The 16,211-nt window shown below is 35.4% G+C and carries 13 protein-coding genes; 12 read left to right on the top strand and 1 reads right to left on the bottom strand.

What is annotated here, in order from left to right:
* The first annotated feature begins 33 nt into the window (after positions 1-33).
* Genes ACODH8_RS04290 through ACODH8_RS04260 form a run of 7 tightly spaced genes read left to right on the top strand, consistent with a single transcriptional unit; the run spans position 34 to position 6,940 of the window.
* Complete coding sequence (locus ACODH8_RS04290) at positions 34-1,215, top strand: acetyl-CoA C-acetyltransferase (protein ID WP_332464682.1); 1,182 nt, start codon at positions 34-36, stop codon at positions 1,213-1,215.
* A gap of 21 nt (positions 1,216-1,236) precedes the next feature.
* Positions 1,237-2,364, top strand: coding sequence for an acyl-CoA dehydrogenase family protein (locus tag ACODH8_RS04285; protein WP_332464683.1), 1,128 nt, complete (start codon positions 1,237-1,239; stop codon positions 2,362-2,364).
* Positions 2,365-2,366: 2 nt separating this feature from the next.
* A complete protein-coding gene (locus ACODH8_RS04280) occupies positions 2,367-3,224 on the top strand; it encodes a 3-hydroxybutyryl-CoA dehydrogenase (protein WP_332464684.1) in 858 nt (285 codons plus the stop codon).
* Positions 3,225-3,248: 24 nt separating this feature from the next.
* Positions 3,249-4,031: an enoyl-CoA hydratase-related protein gene (locus ACODH8_RS04275; protein ID WP_332464685.1), complete on the top strand. Its 783-nt coding sequence runs from the start codon at positions 3,249-3,251 to the stop codon at positions 4,029-4,031.
* A gap of 55 nt (positions 4,032-4,086) precedes the next feature.
* The gene (locus ACODH8_RS04270) at positions 4,087-5,373 is read left to right on the top strand and encodes an acetyl-CoA hydrolase/transferase family protein (RefSeq protein WP_332464686.1); all 1,287 of its coding nucleotides are present in this window, start codon (positions 4,087-4,089) and stop codon (positions 5,371-5,373) included.
* A 21-nt stretch (positions 5,374-5,394) separates the two neighbouring features.
* A complete protein-coding gene (locus tag ACODH8_RS04265) occupies positions 5,395-6,264 on the top strand; it encodes a YtnP family quorum-quenching lactonase (RefSeq protein WP_332464687.1) in 870 nt (289 codons plus the stop codon).
* 13 nt (positions 6,265-6,277) lie between these two features.
* Positions 6,278-6,940, top strand: a complete 663-nt coding sequence (locus tag ACODH8_RS04260; RefSeq protein ID WP_332464688.1) for an MIP/aquaporin family protein — start codon at positions 6,278-6,280, stop codon at positions 6,938-6,940.
* Positions 6,941-6,957: 17 nt separating this feature from the next.
* Here ACODH8_RS04260 and ACODH8_RS04255 read toward each other — a convergent pair whose 3' ends face one another.
* The gene (locus ACODH8_RS04255) at positions 6,958-7,566 is read right to left on the bottom strand and encodes a bifunctional hydroxymethylpyrimidine kinase/phosphomethylpyrimidine kinase (RefSeq protein ID WP_332464689.1); all 609 of its coding nucleotides are present in this window, start codon (positions 7,564-7,566) and stop codon (positions 6,958-6,960) included.
* Between the two features lie 256 nt (positions 7,567-7,822).
* Between ACODH8_RS04255 and mgtA the strand changes: the two genes are divergently transcribed.
* The 5 genes from mgtA (at position 7,823) to lpdA (ending at position 16,046) form a co-directional block, all read left to right on the top strand.
* Complete coding sequence (gene mgtA, locus ACODH8_RS04250; protein ID WP_332464690.1) at positions 7,823-10,429, top strand: magnesium-translocating P-type ATPase; 2,607 nt, start codon at positions 7,823-7,825, stop codon at positions 10,427-10,429.
* A 472-nt stretch (positions 10,430-10,901) separates the two neighbouring features.
* On the top strand, positions 10,902-12,014 hold the full coding sequence (gene pdhA / locus ACODH8_RS04245; protein ID WP_332464691.1) for a pyruvate dehydrogenase (acetyl-transferring) E1 component subunit alpha: 1,113 nt from the start codon (positions 10,902-10,904) through the stop codon (positions 12,012-12,014).
* 3 nt (positions 12,015-12,017) lie between these two features.
* Positions 12,018-12,995, top strand: coding sequence for an alpha-ketoacid dehydrogenase subunit beta (locus tag ACODH8_RS04240; RefSeq protein WP_332464692.1), 978 nt, complete (start codon positions 12,018-12,020; stop codon positions 12,993-12,995).
* A 42-nt stretch (positions 12,996-13,037) separates the two neighbouring features.
* Positions 13,038-14,627, top strand: coding sequence for a dihydrolipoyllysine-residue acetyltransferase (locus ACODH8_RS04235; RefSeq protein ID WP_332464693.1), 1,590 nt, complete (start codon positions 13,038-13,040; stop codon positions 14,625-14,627).
* 12 nt (positions 14,628-14,639) lie between these two features.
* Complete coding sequence (gene lpdA, locus ACODH8_RS04230) at positions 14,640-16,046, top strand: dihydrolipoyl dehydrogenase (RefSeq protein ID WP_332464694.1); 1,407 nt, start codon at positions 14,640-14,642, stop codon at positions 16,044-16,046.
* Positions 16,047-16,211 lie beyond the last annotated feature (165 nt).

Here is a 16,211-nt window from a genome sequence, read left to right as displayed (position 1 = left end):
AAAGCGCTTTATAATTAATAGGAGGTTTTGTAAGTGAGAGAAGTAGTAATCGTATCTGCTAGAAGAAGTCCAATCGGAAGTTTTGGTGGCAGTTTAAAGAGTGTATCAGCCGTTGATTTAGGAGCTACAGTGGTGAGTGAATCACTTAAAGCTATTAACTTAGATCCAAAATTAGTGGACGAAGTTATTATGGGAAATGTTTTATCTGCAGGTTTAGGACAAAACGTTTCTAGACAAATTTCAATCAATGCTGGTATTCCAAAAGAGTCTTCAGCATTTACAATTAATAAAGTGTGTGGTTCAGGATTAAAATCAGTTATCTTGGCAGCACAATCAATTATGCTTGGTGACAACGACATCGTTGTAGCTGGTGGATCTGAGAGTATGAGTCAATCAGCATATGTATTACCTGATTACCGCTTTGGTGGGAAAATGGGTAACGGAACAATTGTTGATACAATGATGAAAGATGGTCTGACAGACGCATTTGACGATATCGCAATGGGAATTACAGCTGAGAACATTGCTGATTTATACAACTTCTCAAGAGAAGAACAAGACGCTTTTGCTGCAGGAAGCCAACAAAAAGCAGAAGCAGCTATTAAAGCTGGTAAATTCAAAGATGAAATCATTCCAATTGAAATTCCACAAAGAAGAGGCGAGCCAGTTGTATTTGATACGGATGAATTTCCTCGTTTTGGTTCAACAACAGATTCATTAGGAAAATTACGTCCAGCATTCAAAAAAGATGGTTCTGTTACTGCAGGTAACGCTTCAGGAATCAATGATGGTGCAGCTGTCTTAATCATGATGACAAGAGAAAAAGCAGAAGAATTAGGCTTAGATATTTTAGGAAGTATCTCTTCATATGCAACTGGTGGAGTAGATCCAAAAATTATGGGAACAGGTCCAATTCCTTCAACTAAAAAAGCTCTTAAAAAAGCAAATATTGAAGCAAAAGACTTAGATCTAATTGAAGCTAATGAAGCCTTTGCTGCCCAAGCAATGAGTGTTATGAAAGATTTAGAATTAAATCCAGAAATCACGAATGTTAACGGTGGAGCAATCGCTTTAGGACATCCTATTGGAGCAAGTGGAGCTCGTGTCTTAGTAACGTTAATTAACGAAATGCAAAAAAGAGATGCTAAAAATGGTTTAGCTACGTTATGTATTGGTGGCGGACAAGGTATTTCTGTTATAATTAAACGTGACTAGAAAAGGACAGGTGGTATAAACATGAATGAATCTATTGAGTTAATTGAATGGATCTCTAATTATTCAGATACAGAACTAAGATCAGCGGCAGCCTATTTTGATCGAATGGAAACATTTCCAGAAGATCATGTGAGAACATTATTTGATTTAGAACTTTTTCAAAGACTCTATTCACCTAATGAAGACTTACCGTACAAAGATTATTTAAGTATTATTAGAAAAATTAGTAAGAATTTCCCAGCGTTAGGAAGCATTCTTTTAACTCAAGAGAGTCATTCCATATGGCCACTAACAACCTTTGGTACGGAGAAACAAAAGGCAAAGTATTTGCCCAAATTACTCACTGGTGAGATATATGGTTCATTTGCATTAAATGAACCAATCACTGGTAGTGAAATTGATGAAATGGACACATTAACAACTGAAACCGAAACTGGATGGCTTATGAATGGGAAAAAAGAATATATTTCCAATTCTCCCATTGCTTCAGTTTTTTTAGTTGCCTCAAAAGTAGTTAAATTAAACGGTGATGAAGGTATTGGGATTTTTGTTATTGACCGTGAGACTGAAGGGTTAACAGTAGGTTCTTTAGAAAAGAAAATGGGAATCAAATCTTTACCAGTTGCTGGTATCGAACTAGATAAAGTTGTCTTGGCAAAAGAGTCACTACTTGGTAACGTTCAAAATGGAGTGGAACAAATATCTTCTATTCTAAACAGAAATCGTTTGTCAGTTGCAGCTCAATCTTTAGGGATTGCAGGCGGCGCACTTGAAAGAGGTCTCCAATATGTTTCCTATGACCGAAACTTAGGGAAGCGCTTAATTGATATGCAGTCAACTCAGTTTAAATTAGCTGAAATAGAAACTAATATATACGCATCACGAGCTTTATTGCTTTCGGTGATTGAAGATAATAAATACAACAACTCAAGATTTGTTGCTATGGCAAAATTAGCAGCATCTGACTTGGCAATTGAAACTGCAGAGAGCGTGATTCAAATGACAGGTGGTTACGGTTATATGCGTAATAATGATATTGAGCGCTTCGTTAGAGACGCTAAAATCACAGCTATTTATGGAAGTTCTTCAAATCGTTTGAAACGTGTTATCGCAGAGCCTTGGGTTAATACGATAAAAAAGGAAGATTAATAATGACAATTAAAAACGTAATGATCGTTGGATCTGGACAAATGGGTGGCGGAATTGTACAAGTTCTTGCGACTGCAGGATATACAGTTTATATGAATGACATCAAACAAGAATTTGTAGATAATGGTTTAGAAAAAATCAAAAAATTCTTAGCAAAAGATGTGTCACGCAATACAAAAACAGAAGAAGAAGTAGAAGCAATTGTGTCACGCATTATCCCTTCAACAAGTTATGAAGATGCGGCAAATGTTGACTTAGTTATTGAAGCAGCGACAGAAAATAAAGAAATCAAATTATCTATTTTTAGAGAATTAGATCGTATCGCTCCTGAACATACTATTTTAGCAACAAACACATCTTCATTATCAATTACAGAAATTGCAACAGCAACAAAACGCCCTGATCGAGTGGTTGGAATGCATTTCTTTAACCCAGTTCCATTAATGAAATTAGTAGAAATTAATCATGGTTTAGCAACATCTAAAGAAACAGCACAAGCAATCGTAGAAGTATCTGAAAGTATCCGTAAAGTATCAATTGATATTAAAGATTCACCAGGATTTGCTGTTAACCGTATTTTAATCCCAATGATTAATGAAGCTATTTTTGTATTAGATGAAGGTGTAGCAACAGCTGAAGAAATTGATGAATCAATGATGTTAGGTGCTAACCACCCAATGGGACCATTAGCATTAGCTGATTATATTGGACTAGATACAGTATTAGCAATCATGAATGTTTTATATGATGGGTTTAAAGATCCTAAATACCGTCCAGCATTATTACTTAAAAAATATGTTGAAGCAGGTTGGTTAGGCAACAAAACTGGTCGTGGTTTCTACGAACATAACAAAAAATAATCGAATACCATTGGAGGAATAGACATGTCTTATGAATTTTTAAGCTTAACTGTTCAAGATGGTATTGGAACGATTACCATTGAACGCCCTAAAATGCTAAATGCTTTAAGTTCAGAAGTTTTAGCTGAACTTGGTTTATTAGTAGATGAAGTAGCTAAAAACAATGAAATTGATGTTGTTTTAGTAACGGGAGCTGGAGAAAAAGCGTTTGTAGCAGGTGCTGATATTTCAGAAATGAAGGATAAAAATACGTTAGAAGGCAAAGTGTTTTCAACAGCAGGAAATGATGTGTTTGCAAAATTAGCTAAATTACCTCAACCAACAATTGCTTGTATTAACGGTTTTGCTTTAGGTGGTGGTTGTGAATTAGCTTTAGCTTGTGATATTCGTTTAGCAGCAGAAAATGCTAAGTTTGGTCAGCCAGAAGTAGGTCTTGGGATTATTCCAGGATTTGGTGGGACACAACGTTTACCTAGGTTAGTTGGAGCAGGTGTTGCTAAAGAATTAATCTTTACAGGTAAAGTAATTGGTGTTGAAGAAGCACACCGCATTGGATTAGTGAATCATGTATACGAGCAAGCTAATCTGTTAGAAGAAGGTTTAAAACTAGCTAAGAGTATTCAAAAAAATGCTTTTTTAGCTGTTTCTAGTAGTAAATCTGTTATTGATAGTGGTTTAGATATGTCACTAGATAATGGGTTGAAATTTGAAGCTGAAGTCTTTGGAGCGATGTTCTCAACAGCAGATCAAAAAGAAGGTATGGATGCTTTCGTTAATAAGCGTAAACCTAACTTCACAAAAAACTAAAAATTCTGAAAAGTCAGATTATTCAAATAATAAAATAGAGAAGAGGCGTTATAAAATGAGTATTCAAAAAATGTATCAAGAAAAATTAATGTCAGCAAATGAAGCAGTTAAAGTGATCCAACCAGGAGATGGAATTATTTTTCCGATTATGCCAGGGGAACCTGAAGCTTTATTAGATGGGATTCGTGTTTTAGACACACTTGAAGATAATCGTTTATATCGTATGTTACCAAGCTTTCCAATTGTTGATGCTCCTAAAGATAAGTTAAAACAAATTTCAATTTTCTTATCAGGTATGGATCGTAAACAAATGAATGCAGGCTTAGTTGATTTATTACCAAACAACTTCTCAGATATTCCAAGTATCTTAAAACAAAGAGAAGAAGGTCGTTATGTTATCATGGCTACTGTATCTCCAATGGACGAAGATGGTAACTTTTCATTAGGAACATCACCTTCTTACGTTGCGTCATTAATTAAAGATGCTAAAGCAATCGTTTTAGAAGTAAATGAAAACATGCCAAGAACATTTGGTAAAAACAATAACATCCATATTAGCCAAGTAGCTGCATTGATTGAAAATAATGTTGATTTACCAGAATTAGGTAACCCGACTTTAAATGACAATGACTTAGCCATTGGTAAAGAAATCGCTGCTAAAGTTAAAGACGGTGATACATTACAAATTGGATTTGGTGCAATGCCAAATGCTGTAATGGAATACTTAGTTGATAAAAAAGATTTAGGTTTACATACTGAAATGTTACCTGAGCGTTTAGTTGATTTAACGGAAAAAAATGTTATTACAAACAGCAAAAAAGAAATTGATACAGGTAAATCTGTAGCAACATTTGCCATTGGTAGCAAGCGTTTATATGAATTCATGAACAATAACAAAGATATTTTAATGGAGCCTTGTGACTACACAAATAACTTTGAAGTTGTTAACAAACTAGATAATTTAGTAGCAATTAACTCAACAGTTGAAGTTGACTTCTTTGGTCAATGTAACTCAGAATCAGTTAAAGGAATGTACTATTCTTCAACTGGTGGACAAGCTGACTTTATGAAAGGTGTTCGTCTAACAAAAGGCGGAACTGGAATTATCTGTCTGTACTCAACTGCTAAAAAAGGAACTGTTTCAACTATTGTTCCAACTTTATTCGAAGGAGCACCTGTATCGACATCGAAAAATGATATTGATACAATTGTAACTGAATATGGTTCAGCTGTTCTTAAAGGAGCAACTATTTCTGAACGTGTTGAACGATTAATTGCTATTGCTCATCCTGATTTCAAAGATGATTTATTAGCAGCAGCAAAAGAGAAAAACTATCTGTAATTAGCTTGAGGAGGAGTTTCAATGGACACGTTTCAATTTAAAGAGATGACACTAACTTGGCTTGAAGGTGGCACAACCCGTTTAGACGGGGGTGCCATGTTTGGAGTCGTACCAAAACCTGTGTGGCAAAGAAAATACCCATTCAATGAAAAGAACCAAATTGAATTACCAACAGATCCTATTTTAATTCAGTATCAAGGGAAGAATTTACTTATTGATACAGGCGTTGGGAATAACAAGTTTTCTGAGAAAGAAAAACAAATATTTGGTGTGGATAGAGAGTCTGAGATTGATGCAAGTTTAGCTGAATTGAACTTAACAACATCAGATATCGATTATGTGTTAATGACACATATGCACTTTGACCATGCAACAGGTCTAACTATTCCAAATGAGTCTGGTGAGTTTGAATCAGTCTTTAAAAATGCTCAAATTTATGTACAAGAAATCGAATGGGATGAAACTAAAAATCCAAACATGCGATCAAAAAGTACTTATTGGGTAAGAAACTGGGAAGCTATTGAAAGTCAAGTGAAAACTTTTACTGATCAAGTTGAAATAATGCCATCGATTAAGATGATGCATACTGGTGGACATAGTCAAGGCCACTCTGTTATTCTGTTAGAGCAAGAGGGGGATGTAATGATTCACATGGCAGATCTTATGCCCACTCATGCTCATCAAAACCCGTTATGGGTCCTTGCTTATGATGACTACCCAATGACGTCAATCTTTAAAAAGGATGAATTGTTGAAGAATGGTTATGCAAACAATTATCACTTTTTCTTCTATCATGATGCCTTTTATCGAGTGATTCAGTGGGATAAAGAAGGAAAAGAAAAAGTTAATGTTCTCAAGCGAGGAAGAGAACCCTATATTAGCTTGAAATAATTGGAGGATTTACATGTTAAAAAAAGGTTTAGCCGAAGTATTAGGAACATTTTTCTTAGTATTTATTGGTACAGGTACAGCAGTTTTAGTTGGTGACACAGTAGGTGTGTTAGGAATTGGTTTAGCGTTTGGTCTATCTATTATGGTGGCAGCTAATACAGTAGGTAATATTTCAGGAGCTCATTTAAACCCAGCAGTTAGTTTAGCTATGTTTATTAACAAAAGAATGTCTCTAAACGAAATGTTAACTTATTTTGCAGCACAATTAGTAGGAGCAATTTTAGGTTCTTCATTATTAAGAATGCTATTATCTATGACAGATCGTGGAACTGACAACTTAGCTCAAACAACTTATTCAGAAATCAGCACAGCTGGTGCATTTATTACTGAGGCATTATTAACATTTATTTTAGTATTTGTTGTTTTATCTGTAACAAGTAAAAAAGGCGAAACTAGTTACAATGGTTTAGCAATTGGTTTAACATTAACAATGTTACATTTTATTGGTGTACCTTTAACTGGTATGTCAGTTAACCCTGTTCGTAGTATTTCTCCAGCTATCTTTGTTGGTGGGGACGCTATGAGTCAATTATGGTTATATATTTTAGCACCACTTGTAGGTGGAATTATCGCAGCGTTTGTTGCTAAATTCTTACTTAATACAGAAGAAAATTAGTAAAAAGAGATGAACTTTTAAAGTTCATCTCTTTTTTTGTTTGTTTCAGTTAGTAAGGAACTTAAAGAGCTATCTTTAGCACATTCAGCTGTTAAAAAGTTACTTAAAGAAGTTTGAGTATGATGAAGTTCATATAAATCGCTACCGTCATAAAGATAAGATTTGTCTGAATCGTACTTATCTGGAATAGCTAAGAACTGATTTGGTTGTTTGCAATAATCGTTAAAGTATTGGTGAATATCTTTTATTTTATGATTGTCAGCTGTTAGAGCAATTATTTTAGCTAAATCACTGAATGAGTTTTCATCTTCACTCCTATTATTCAGTTCAAAAATAATAGGAGTTTCCTTATAGATAGGAAGAAAGAACTCTTTAATCGAGTAGTCTAATGGAACTGAATGATTTATTTTAATAGCGTCCATCGAGCTAATAGATAAAATTGATTCCAGTTGTTCTAACAAAATAGCCGGTGAAACGCTTTGATATTTTTTGTCTGAAGTTATAAAAAAAGCTGAGATAGCTGAAAAGCCAAAACAATCAAGTGATTGAAATTCACGTAAATCTGCTTGAACACCTGTTTTAGCTAAAGGATCTGAATGATTGATTGATAGTATTTTTTTGACCATGTTTTCCTCCGAAAGCTGAGATGCTTCTATTATACTATAGAAGAAAAAGTTATTTCTAATAAAAGCAGAGTATTAGGAACAATTTTAGGAAAGTTAGAGATAAGTTTGATTTTAAAGATTAAAAAAGTTACAGTGGAATAGAGGAAGAGTTTGTCTTATTTTATTAGTGAAGGAGCTGTTATTTTAAGTATTTTATTGATATTGAATAATTATATTTCTTATCATTGATTTTTAGAAAAAATATGGGGGGATATGAATGAAAAAGGATGTATCAAATTTAAGTAAAGACCAAGAATTAAGAAAATATTCAAAACTTTCTGAAAGAGAATTAATGATGGAGTTTAGAACATCTGAAAATGGTTTATCTCTTGAAGACGCTGAACAACGTTTAGAAGAGTTTGGGGAAAATAAAGTTGATATTCAAAAACCTGATGCTTGGTATGTCGTGTTAGTTAAATCATTTATGGATCCGTTCATTTACGTGTTAGCAGGTTTGTTATTTGTATCTGCTGTGACAAAGGATTACGAAGCTGTAGTTGTTATGGGGATTATGATTGTTGTGAGTGCCGTTATTAGATTTATTCAAGATTTCAAAGCGCAACAAGAATCCTTAGCACTACAGAATTTGGTTAAACATACTTGCGCAGTCAAAAGAGAGGGAGAAACAAAAGAGAGACCTATGGAAGACGTTGTCCCAGGGGATATTGTTTATTTATCAGCAGGAGATATGATTCCAGCTGACAGTGTCTTGATTTGGACGAAAGACCTTTTTGTGAATCAGTCTTCTCTAACGGGAGAATCAATGCCTGTTGAAAAATATGAAGCAAGTAAACAAGAAAATCTATCAACAACAGATTCTTCTGCCATTGATTTATCGAACTTAATTTTTATGGGAACTGACGTCTTGAGTGGCCAAGGAGAAGCGATTATCTTAAAAACAGGACAACAAACTTTTTTTGGAGATATTGCTAAACAAGCCAGTGGTAAACGCGAATTGACTAACTTTGACCGTGATTTGAATCATATTAGTAAATTACTATTGCGCATGGTAATGGTTCTCTTTCCTGTCGTCTTTTTAATCAATGGGATCATGAAAGGTGATTGGACCCAAGCTTTCTTCTTTGCTATTGCAGTAGCAGTAGGACTAACTCCTGAAATGCTTCCGATGATTGTGACAAGTAACTTAGCTAAAGGATCTCAAACGTTAGCTAAAAAGAAAGTAATTGTTAAAGAATTAAATGCGATACAGAATCTTGGAGCAATGAACGTATTATGTACAGATAAAACAGGAACCATTACTGAGGACAGAGTGGTTTTAGTTGAACACGTTAGTCCTTTAGGTGATGACGATCCTAGAGTTCTTGATTTAGCCTTTTTAAATTCTAATTATCAAACTGGTTGGAAAAATTTAATGGATCATGCCATTATTAATTATTATGAAACCCATCCAGAAAAAGTAACTCATGATAATATTGAAAAAATTGATGAGATTCCTTTTGATTTTTCAAGAAGACGTTTAACCATTGCATTAAAACGAGACGGACATCACTTGATGATAACTAAGGGAGCTGTTGAAGAAATGGCAGCGGTTTGTTCTCATGTAGAAATTGATGGTGAGATATTAACGTTAACAGATGAGTTGTTAGCGCAAATGAATGATGTTAACCGTAAAATGAATGAACAGGGAATGCGTGTAATTACAGTTGCTTACAAACGAGATGTTCATGATGATGCGACTTATGAAGTAGCTGATGAAAAGGATATGATTTTAGCTGGATTCGTTGGTTTCTTAGACCCAGCTAAACAATCTGCTGTAACAGCAATATCTTCTCTTCATCATCACGGTGTCACTGTAAAAGTGTTAACAGGTGATAATGAAATTGTTTCAAGAAAAGTATGTGGAGATGTAGGGATTGAAGTTGATAAAGCCTATATTGGAACTGATTTAGATAAAATGAGTGATGAAGAATTTGATAGAGCTGTTAATGAAACGAATTTGTTTGCTAAATTAAATCCAATGCAAAAAGCAAGAATCATTCAAACTCTACAAAAACAAGGTAATACAGTTGGTTTTATGGGAGACGGTATTAATGATGCTCCTGCCTTAAGAACAGCAGACGTAGGAATCTCTGTTGATACAGCCGCCGATATTACAAAAGAAGCGAGTTCGATTATTTTATTAGAAAAAAGTTTAACAGTATTAGAAGATGGTGTAATAGAAGGAAGAAAAGTTTTCAAAAATATGATGAAATATATTCTTATTACTATTAGCTCTAACTTTGGTAACGTCTTCTCAGTGTTAGTAGCGAGTGCCTTTTTACCTTTCTTACCGATGTTATCCTTACAGCTATTAGTACAGAATCTAGTTTATGATATTTCTCAACTAGCAATGCCTTGGGATAATGTGGATGAGAGTCAGATAATGAAACCAGTGAAATTTGATAATAAAAATCTATTTAGATTTACCATCTTCATTGGACCTATCAGTAGTATCTTTGATATTGTCACCTTTGGAGTGATGTGGTACATCATCGGAGCTAATACAGTTGCTGAACAGAGTTTATTCCAGACAGGATGGTTTTTAGTCGGATTAATCAGTCAAACTCTTGTTGTTTATATGGTAAGAACAGAAAAAATACCGTTCATCCAAAGTCGAGCAAGTGCTCCAATGGTGATTATGAGCCTATTAGCTGTACTTACAGGTATTGTGATTGTGTTAGTAGAGCCGTTGAGAGATGCTTTTGACTTCACAGCACTTCCAAGTAACTACTGGGGATGGCTAATTGGCATTGTTTTTGTGTATATGCTATTAGTACAGCTTATTAAAAATAAATATATTAAGAAATACAATGAGTGGATATAATACAAGTTATTTTTTTCACTATCTTAAAGTTAACTAGGCTTAAAATATACACTTATTAACTAAAGGAACTATCTTTTTTATGAAGATAGTTCCTTTTTTTTTTAACTTTACCTTATTTAAAACAGTCCTATGAGTCAGTGGAACAATAAAAAACGTTGATTAATACAGTCTTATCAAGTTTTCAGAAAGTTGATGTATAACAGAGTTTATTTGTATCTAAAACAGAATGATACAGAATGTATCAGTTTTGGATAAATATAAATAAATATGGTTTGTTATAAAGTGAATTCAATCACTAATTGTCATAACAAGGATAACAACCTGTTTTTATCAATAAAAAAGTGAGTGTATTACTTGCAATCGTGAAATCCTCATGGTAACTTATAGGTGTTGAGACAAAAGAAAATGATACAGATTTTCTTTCTGTTTGAGAACAAAATGAAATTGTAATAAGAGAGGATTGTGCAACAGCATGGCTAAGAAAAAAGTAAACCCACTTGATTTTGCAGCATTTCTGGAAAGTATCGATGAGAACTTCCAAACAGTTCAAGTATTAGACGTGAACGGAAAAGTAGTAAACGAAGATTTATTACCTGATTTATCAGATGATGAGTTAGTAGAATTAATGACTAGAATGGTATGGTCTCGTGTACTTGATCAACGTTCAACAGCATTAAACCGTCAAGGACGTTTAGGTTTCTACGCACCAACAGCTGGTCAAGAAGCAAGTCAATTAGCAAGTCATTTTGCAATGGAAAAAGAAGATGTGTTATTACCAGGTTACCGTGATGTACCTCAATTAATTCAACACGGATTACCATTAAAAGAAGCGTTCCTATGGTCTAAAGGTCATGCAGCAGGAAACGAATACCCAGCAGATTTAAAAGCTATCCCACCACAAATTATTATTGGTGCACAATACGTGCAAGCAGCTGGTGTTGCTTTAGGTCTTAAAAAACGTAACAAACCAAATGTAGCATTTACATATACAGGTGATGGTGGTTCATCACAAGGTGACTTCTATGAAGGAATCAACTTTGCAGGAGCAATGAAAGCAAACGCAGTATTCTTTATCCAAAATAACGGATATGCGATTTCTACTCCTCGTGAATTACAATCAGCAGCTACTACATTGGCTCAAAAAGGTGTGGCAGCAGGTATTCCAAGTATTCAAGTTGACGGAATGGACGCATTAGCAGTTTATAAAGTAACAAAAGCAGCTCGTGATTGGGCAATTGCTGGAAACGGTCCTGTTTTAATTGAAACATTAACTTACCGTTATGGTCCACATACATTATCAGGTGATGATCCAACAAGATACCGTTCTCAAGAAACAGAAGACGAGTGGGCAGGAAAAGATCCATTAAATCGTTTCCGTATCTACTTAACTGAAAAAGGTTTATGGTCAGAAGAAAAAGAAGAAGCAGTTATTGAACAAACAAAAGAAGAAATTAAAGAAGCTATCAAAGCTACAGATGCTACACCAAAACAAAAAGTATCAGATTTCTTGAAAAACATGTTTGAAGTAGCACCACAAAGTATTCAAGAACAAATTGATATCTACGAAGCAAAGGAGTCGAAATAAATCATGGCACAAAAAACAATGATTCAAGCAATTACAGATGCTCTAGCTTTAGAACTTGAAGCAAACAAAGATGTATTAGTATTCGGTGAAGACGTAGGTAACAACGGTGGAGTTTTCCGTGCTACTGAAGGTTTACAAGCAAAATTTGGCGCTGATCGTGTATTCGATGCTCCATTAGCGGAATCAGCAATCGGTGGTTTAGCATTTGGTTTAGCATTAGAAGATTTCCGTCCAGTTGCAGAAATCCAATTCTTCGGATTTGTATTTGAAGTTATGGATGAAATTGTTGCTCAAATGGCTCGTACTCGTTACCGTATGAGTGGAACAAGAACTATGCCTATTACAATTCGTGCCCCATTTGGTGGTGGTGTACATACACCAGAATTACACGCTGACAACTTAGAAGGTTTAATTGCACAATCTCCTGGTGTACGTGTGGTAATTCCAAGTAACCCTTATGATGCAAAAGGATTATTAATTTCAGCTATCCGTGACAACGACCCAGTTGTTTTCTTAGAGCACATGAAATTATATCGTTCATTCCGTGAGGAAGTTCCAGATGAGTCTTATACTGTACCTTTAGATAAAGCTGCAGTAACTAAAGAAGGAACAGATGTATCAATCATTACTTACGGTGCTATGGTTCGTGAAGCAATCAAAGCAGCAGAAAAATTAGAAGCTGATGGTATTTCAGTTGAAATTATCGACTTACGTACTGTTGCTCCTTTAGATATCGAAACAATTATTGCATCTGTTGAAAAAACAGGACGCGTTGTAGTTGTTCAAGAAGCTCAAAAACAAGCTGGTGTTGCGGCACAAGTTGTTTCAGAAATCTCAGAAAGAGCTGTTCTTTCATTAGAAGCTCCTGTTGGACGCGTGTCAGCTCCAGATACTATCTATCCATTCGGTATGGCAGAAAACGCTTGGTTACCAAATGCATCTGACATCGAAGCAAAAGTAAGAGAAATTCACGCATTTTAATTAATAGCTCGAGACTAGATAAATAGAAGGAGAGAATAGTAGATGGCTTTTAAATTTAAATTACCAGATATTGGTGAAGGTATTGCAGAAGGCGAAATCGTAAAATGGTTCGTTAAAGAAGGCGATACAATTAACGAAGATGATACAATGTTAGAAGTACAAAATGATAAATCAGTAGAAGAAATTCCTTCTCCTGTAACAGGTAAAGTTCTTAAGGTAGTAGTACCAGAAGGAACAGTAGCAAACGTTGGTGACGTTTTAGTAGAAATCGACGCACCTGGTCATGAAGATGCAGAAGAAGAAGCTCCAGTAGTAGAAGCAGCACCTGCAGCCGCAGCGCCTGCTCCAGGAACTGGTGGAGTTTTCCAATTCAAATTACCAGATATCGGTGAAGGTATTGCGGAAGGCGAAATCGTAAAATGGTTCGTTAAAGCAGGCGATACAATCAACGAAGATGATACAATGTTAGAAGTACAAAACGACAAATCAGTAGAAGAAATTCCTTCTCCTGTAACTGGTACAGTTGTAAGTATCGTCGTTGCAGAAGGAACAGTAGCAAACGTAGGTGATGTTTTAGTAGAAATCGACGCACCTGGTCACAATGATGCAGCGCCAGTAGCTCAAGCATCTGCACCAGTAGCAGCGGCAGCTCCTGCAGCAGCACCAGCTTCAACAGAGCCAACTGGTAAACCAGGAACTCGCGTTTTAGCTATGCCTTCAGTACGTCAATATGCACGTGAAAAAGGTGTTGATATTACTTTAGTAACTCCAACTGGTAAAGGTGGACGTGTTGTTAAATCTGATATTGATAACTTTGGTGGCGCGCCAGTAGCAGCTACAGCTCCTGCAGCAGTAGAAGCTCAAGCATCTGCTCCAGCTGAAAAAGCAGCCGCTCCAAAAGCAGCACAACCATTTGTTGGAACAGCTGAGTTAGAAACTCGCGAAAAAATGACTCCTACACGTAAAGCAATTGCTAAAGCAATGGTAAATAGTAAACATACTGCTCCTCATGTAACATTACATGACGAAGTAGAAGTTTCTAAAATGTGGGATCACCGTAAGAAATTTAAAGATATTGCAGCAGCAAGAAATACTAAATTAACATTCTTACCATACGTAGTTAAAGCTTTAACAGCTACAATGAAAGAATTCCCAATTATGAACGCATCAATTGATGATACAACTGATGAAGTTGTTTACAAAAACTACTTCAACATCGGTATCGCAACTGATACAGATCATGGTTTATATGTACCAAACGTTAAAGATTCAAATACTAAGAGCATGTTTGATATCGCTGATGAGATCAACGAAAAAGCAGCTCTTGCAATCGAAGGTAAATTAACTGCAGCTGATATGCGTGGTGGTACTGTGACAATCAGTAACATCGGTTCTGTTGGTGGTGGTTGGTTCACACCAGTAATTAACTACCCTGAAGTAGCAATTTTAGGTGTAGGTACAATTACTCAACAACCAGTTGTTAATTCAGATGGTGAATTAGCTGTTGGCCGTATGATGAAATTATCATTAAGTTTTGATCACCGTATTGTCGATGGAGCAACTGCTCAAAAAGCTATGAATAACATTAAACGTTTATTAGCTGATCCAGAATTATTATTAATGGAAGGATAAGGTGAATCAAACATGGTAGTAGGAGATTTCGCAGTAGAATTAGATACAGTTGTCATTGGAGCTGGACCTGGTGGTTATGTAGCAGCAATTCGTGCTGCTCAATTAGGTCAAAAAGTTGCTATCATTGAACGTGAATACATTGGCGGCGTTTGTTTAAACGTCGGCTGTATTCCATCAAAAGCACTTATCAATGCAGGACATAGATATCATGAAGCTATGACAGGAGATATTTTCGGTATTTCAGCTGAAAATGTAACACTTGATTTTGCTAAAACACAAGAGTGGAAAGACAACGGTGTTGTTAACAAATTAACTTCAGGTATCAGAATGTTACTTAAAAAGAACAAAGTTGAAATTATTGAAGGAGAAGCATTTTTCGTAGACGCTAACACATTACGTGTTATCACTGAAGAAAGTGCACAAACTTACTCATTCAACAATGCAATCGTTGCTACAGGATCTCGTCCAATTGAAATTGGTGGATTCAAATTTGGTAACCGTGTCATTGATTCAACAGGCGGCTTAAACTTAAAAGAAGTTCCTAAAAAACTTGTCATCGTTGGTGGTGGAGTTATTGGTGCTGAATTAGGTGGAGCATATGCTAACTTAGGTTCAGAAGTAACAATCTTAGAAGGTTCTCCTCAAATCTTACCAACTTTTGAAAAAGATATGGTGAAATTAGTTGAGAAAGACTTCAAAGCTAAAGGTATTACTGTTGTAACTAAAGCAATGGCTAAAGAAGCTGTTGACAATGGTGACAGCGTAACAGTTAAATACGAAGCAAACGGTAAAGAAGAAGCAATCGAAGCTGATTACGTAATGGTAACAGTTGGTCGTCGTCCAAACACTGATGACTTAGGTTTAGAAATTGCTGGAGTTGAAATGACTGAACGTGGTTTAGTTAAAGTAGATAACCAAGGCCGCACTAATGTTTCAAGTATTTGGGCAATTGGTGATATCGTACCTGGTGCTGCATTAGCTCATAAAGCAAGTTACGAAGCTAAAATTGCTGCTGAAGCTATTTCAGGTAAAGCAGTTGCTATTGATTACATTGGTATGCCTGCAGTGGCATTTACTGATCCAGAATTAGCAACAGTTGGTTATACTGAAAAAGAAGCTAAAGAAGCTGGATTAGATGTTAAAGCATACAAATTCTCATTAGCAGGAAATGGCCGCGCTATTTCATTAAACAAAATGGACGGATTCGTTCGTTTAGTAACAACTAAAGAAGATAACGTTTTAGTTGGAGCTCAAGTTGCTGGTGTGAGTGCAAGTGATATTATTGCTGAATTAGGTTTAGCAATTGAAGCTGGTATGAATGCTGAAGACATCGCATTAACAATTCATTCACATCCATCATTATCAGAAGTAACAATGGATGCTGCTGAATTAGCGTTAGGTTTACCAATTCATATGTAATAAATCAAAACGACATTCTTATGAATGTCGTTTTTTTTGGCTCTTTGTCAACTAGTGTTGGTGAGAGTAAATAGTAAGAATGAGGATCTAGAAAACAAAAGTTTTCTAGATCTTTTTTGGTGTTTTAAAAGCATTTCCTTTGAGACAAATAGTGATACGTAGTTT

It is taken from the genome of Vagococcus fluvialis (genome assembly GCF_048815235.1).
Lineage (GTDB): Bacteria > Bacillota > Bacilli > Lactobacillales > Vagococcaceae > Vagococcus.
Note: the sequence above shows the minus strand (reverse complement) of the source record. Positions and strands in the feature narration are given on the sequence as shown.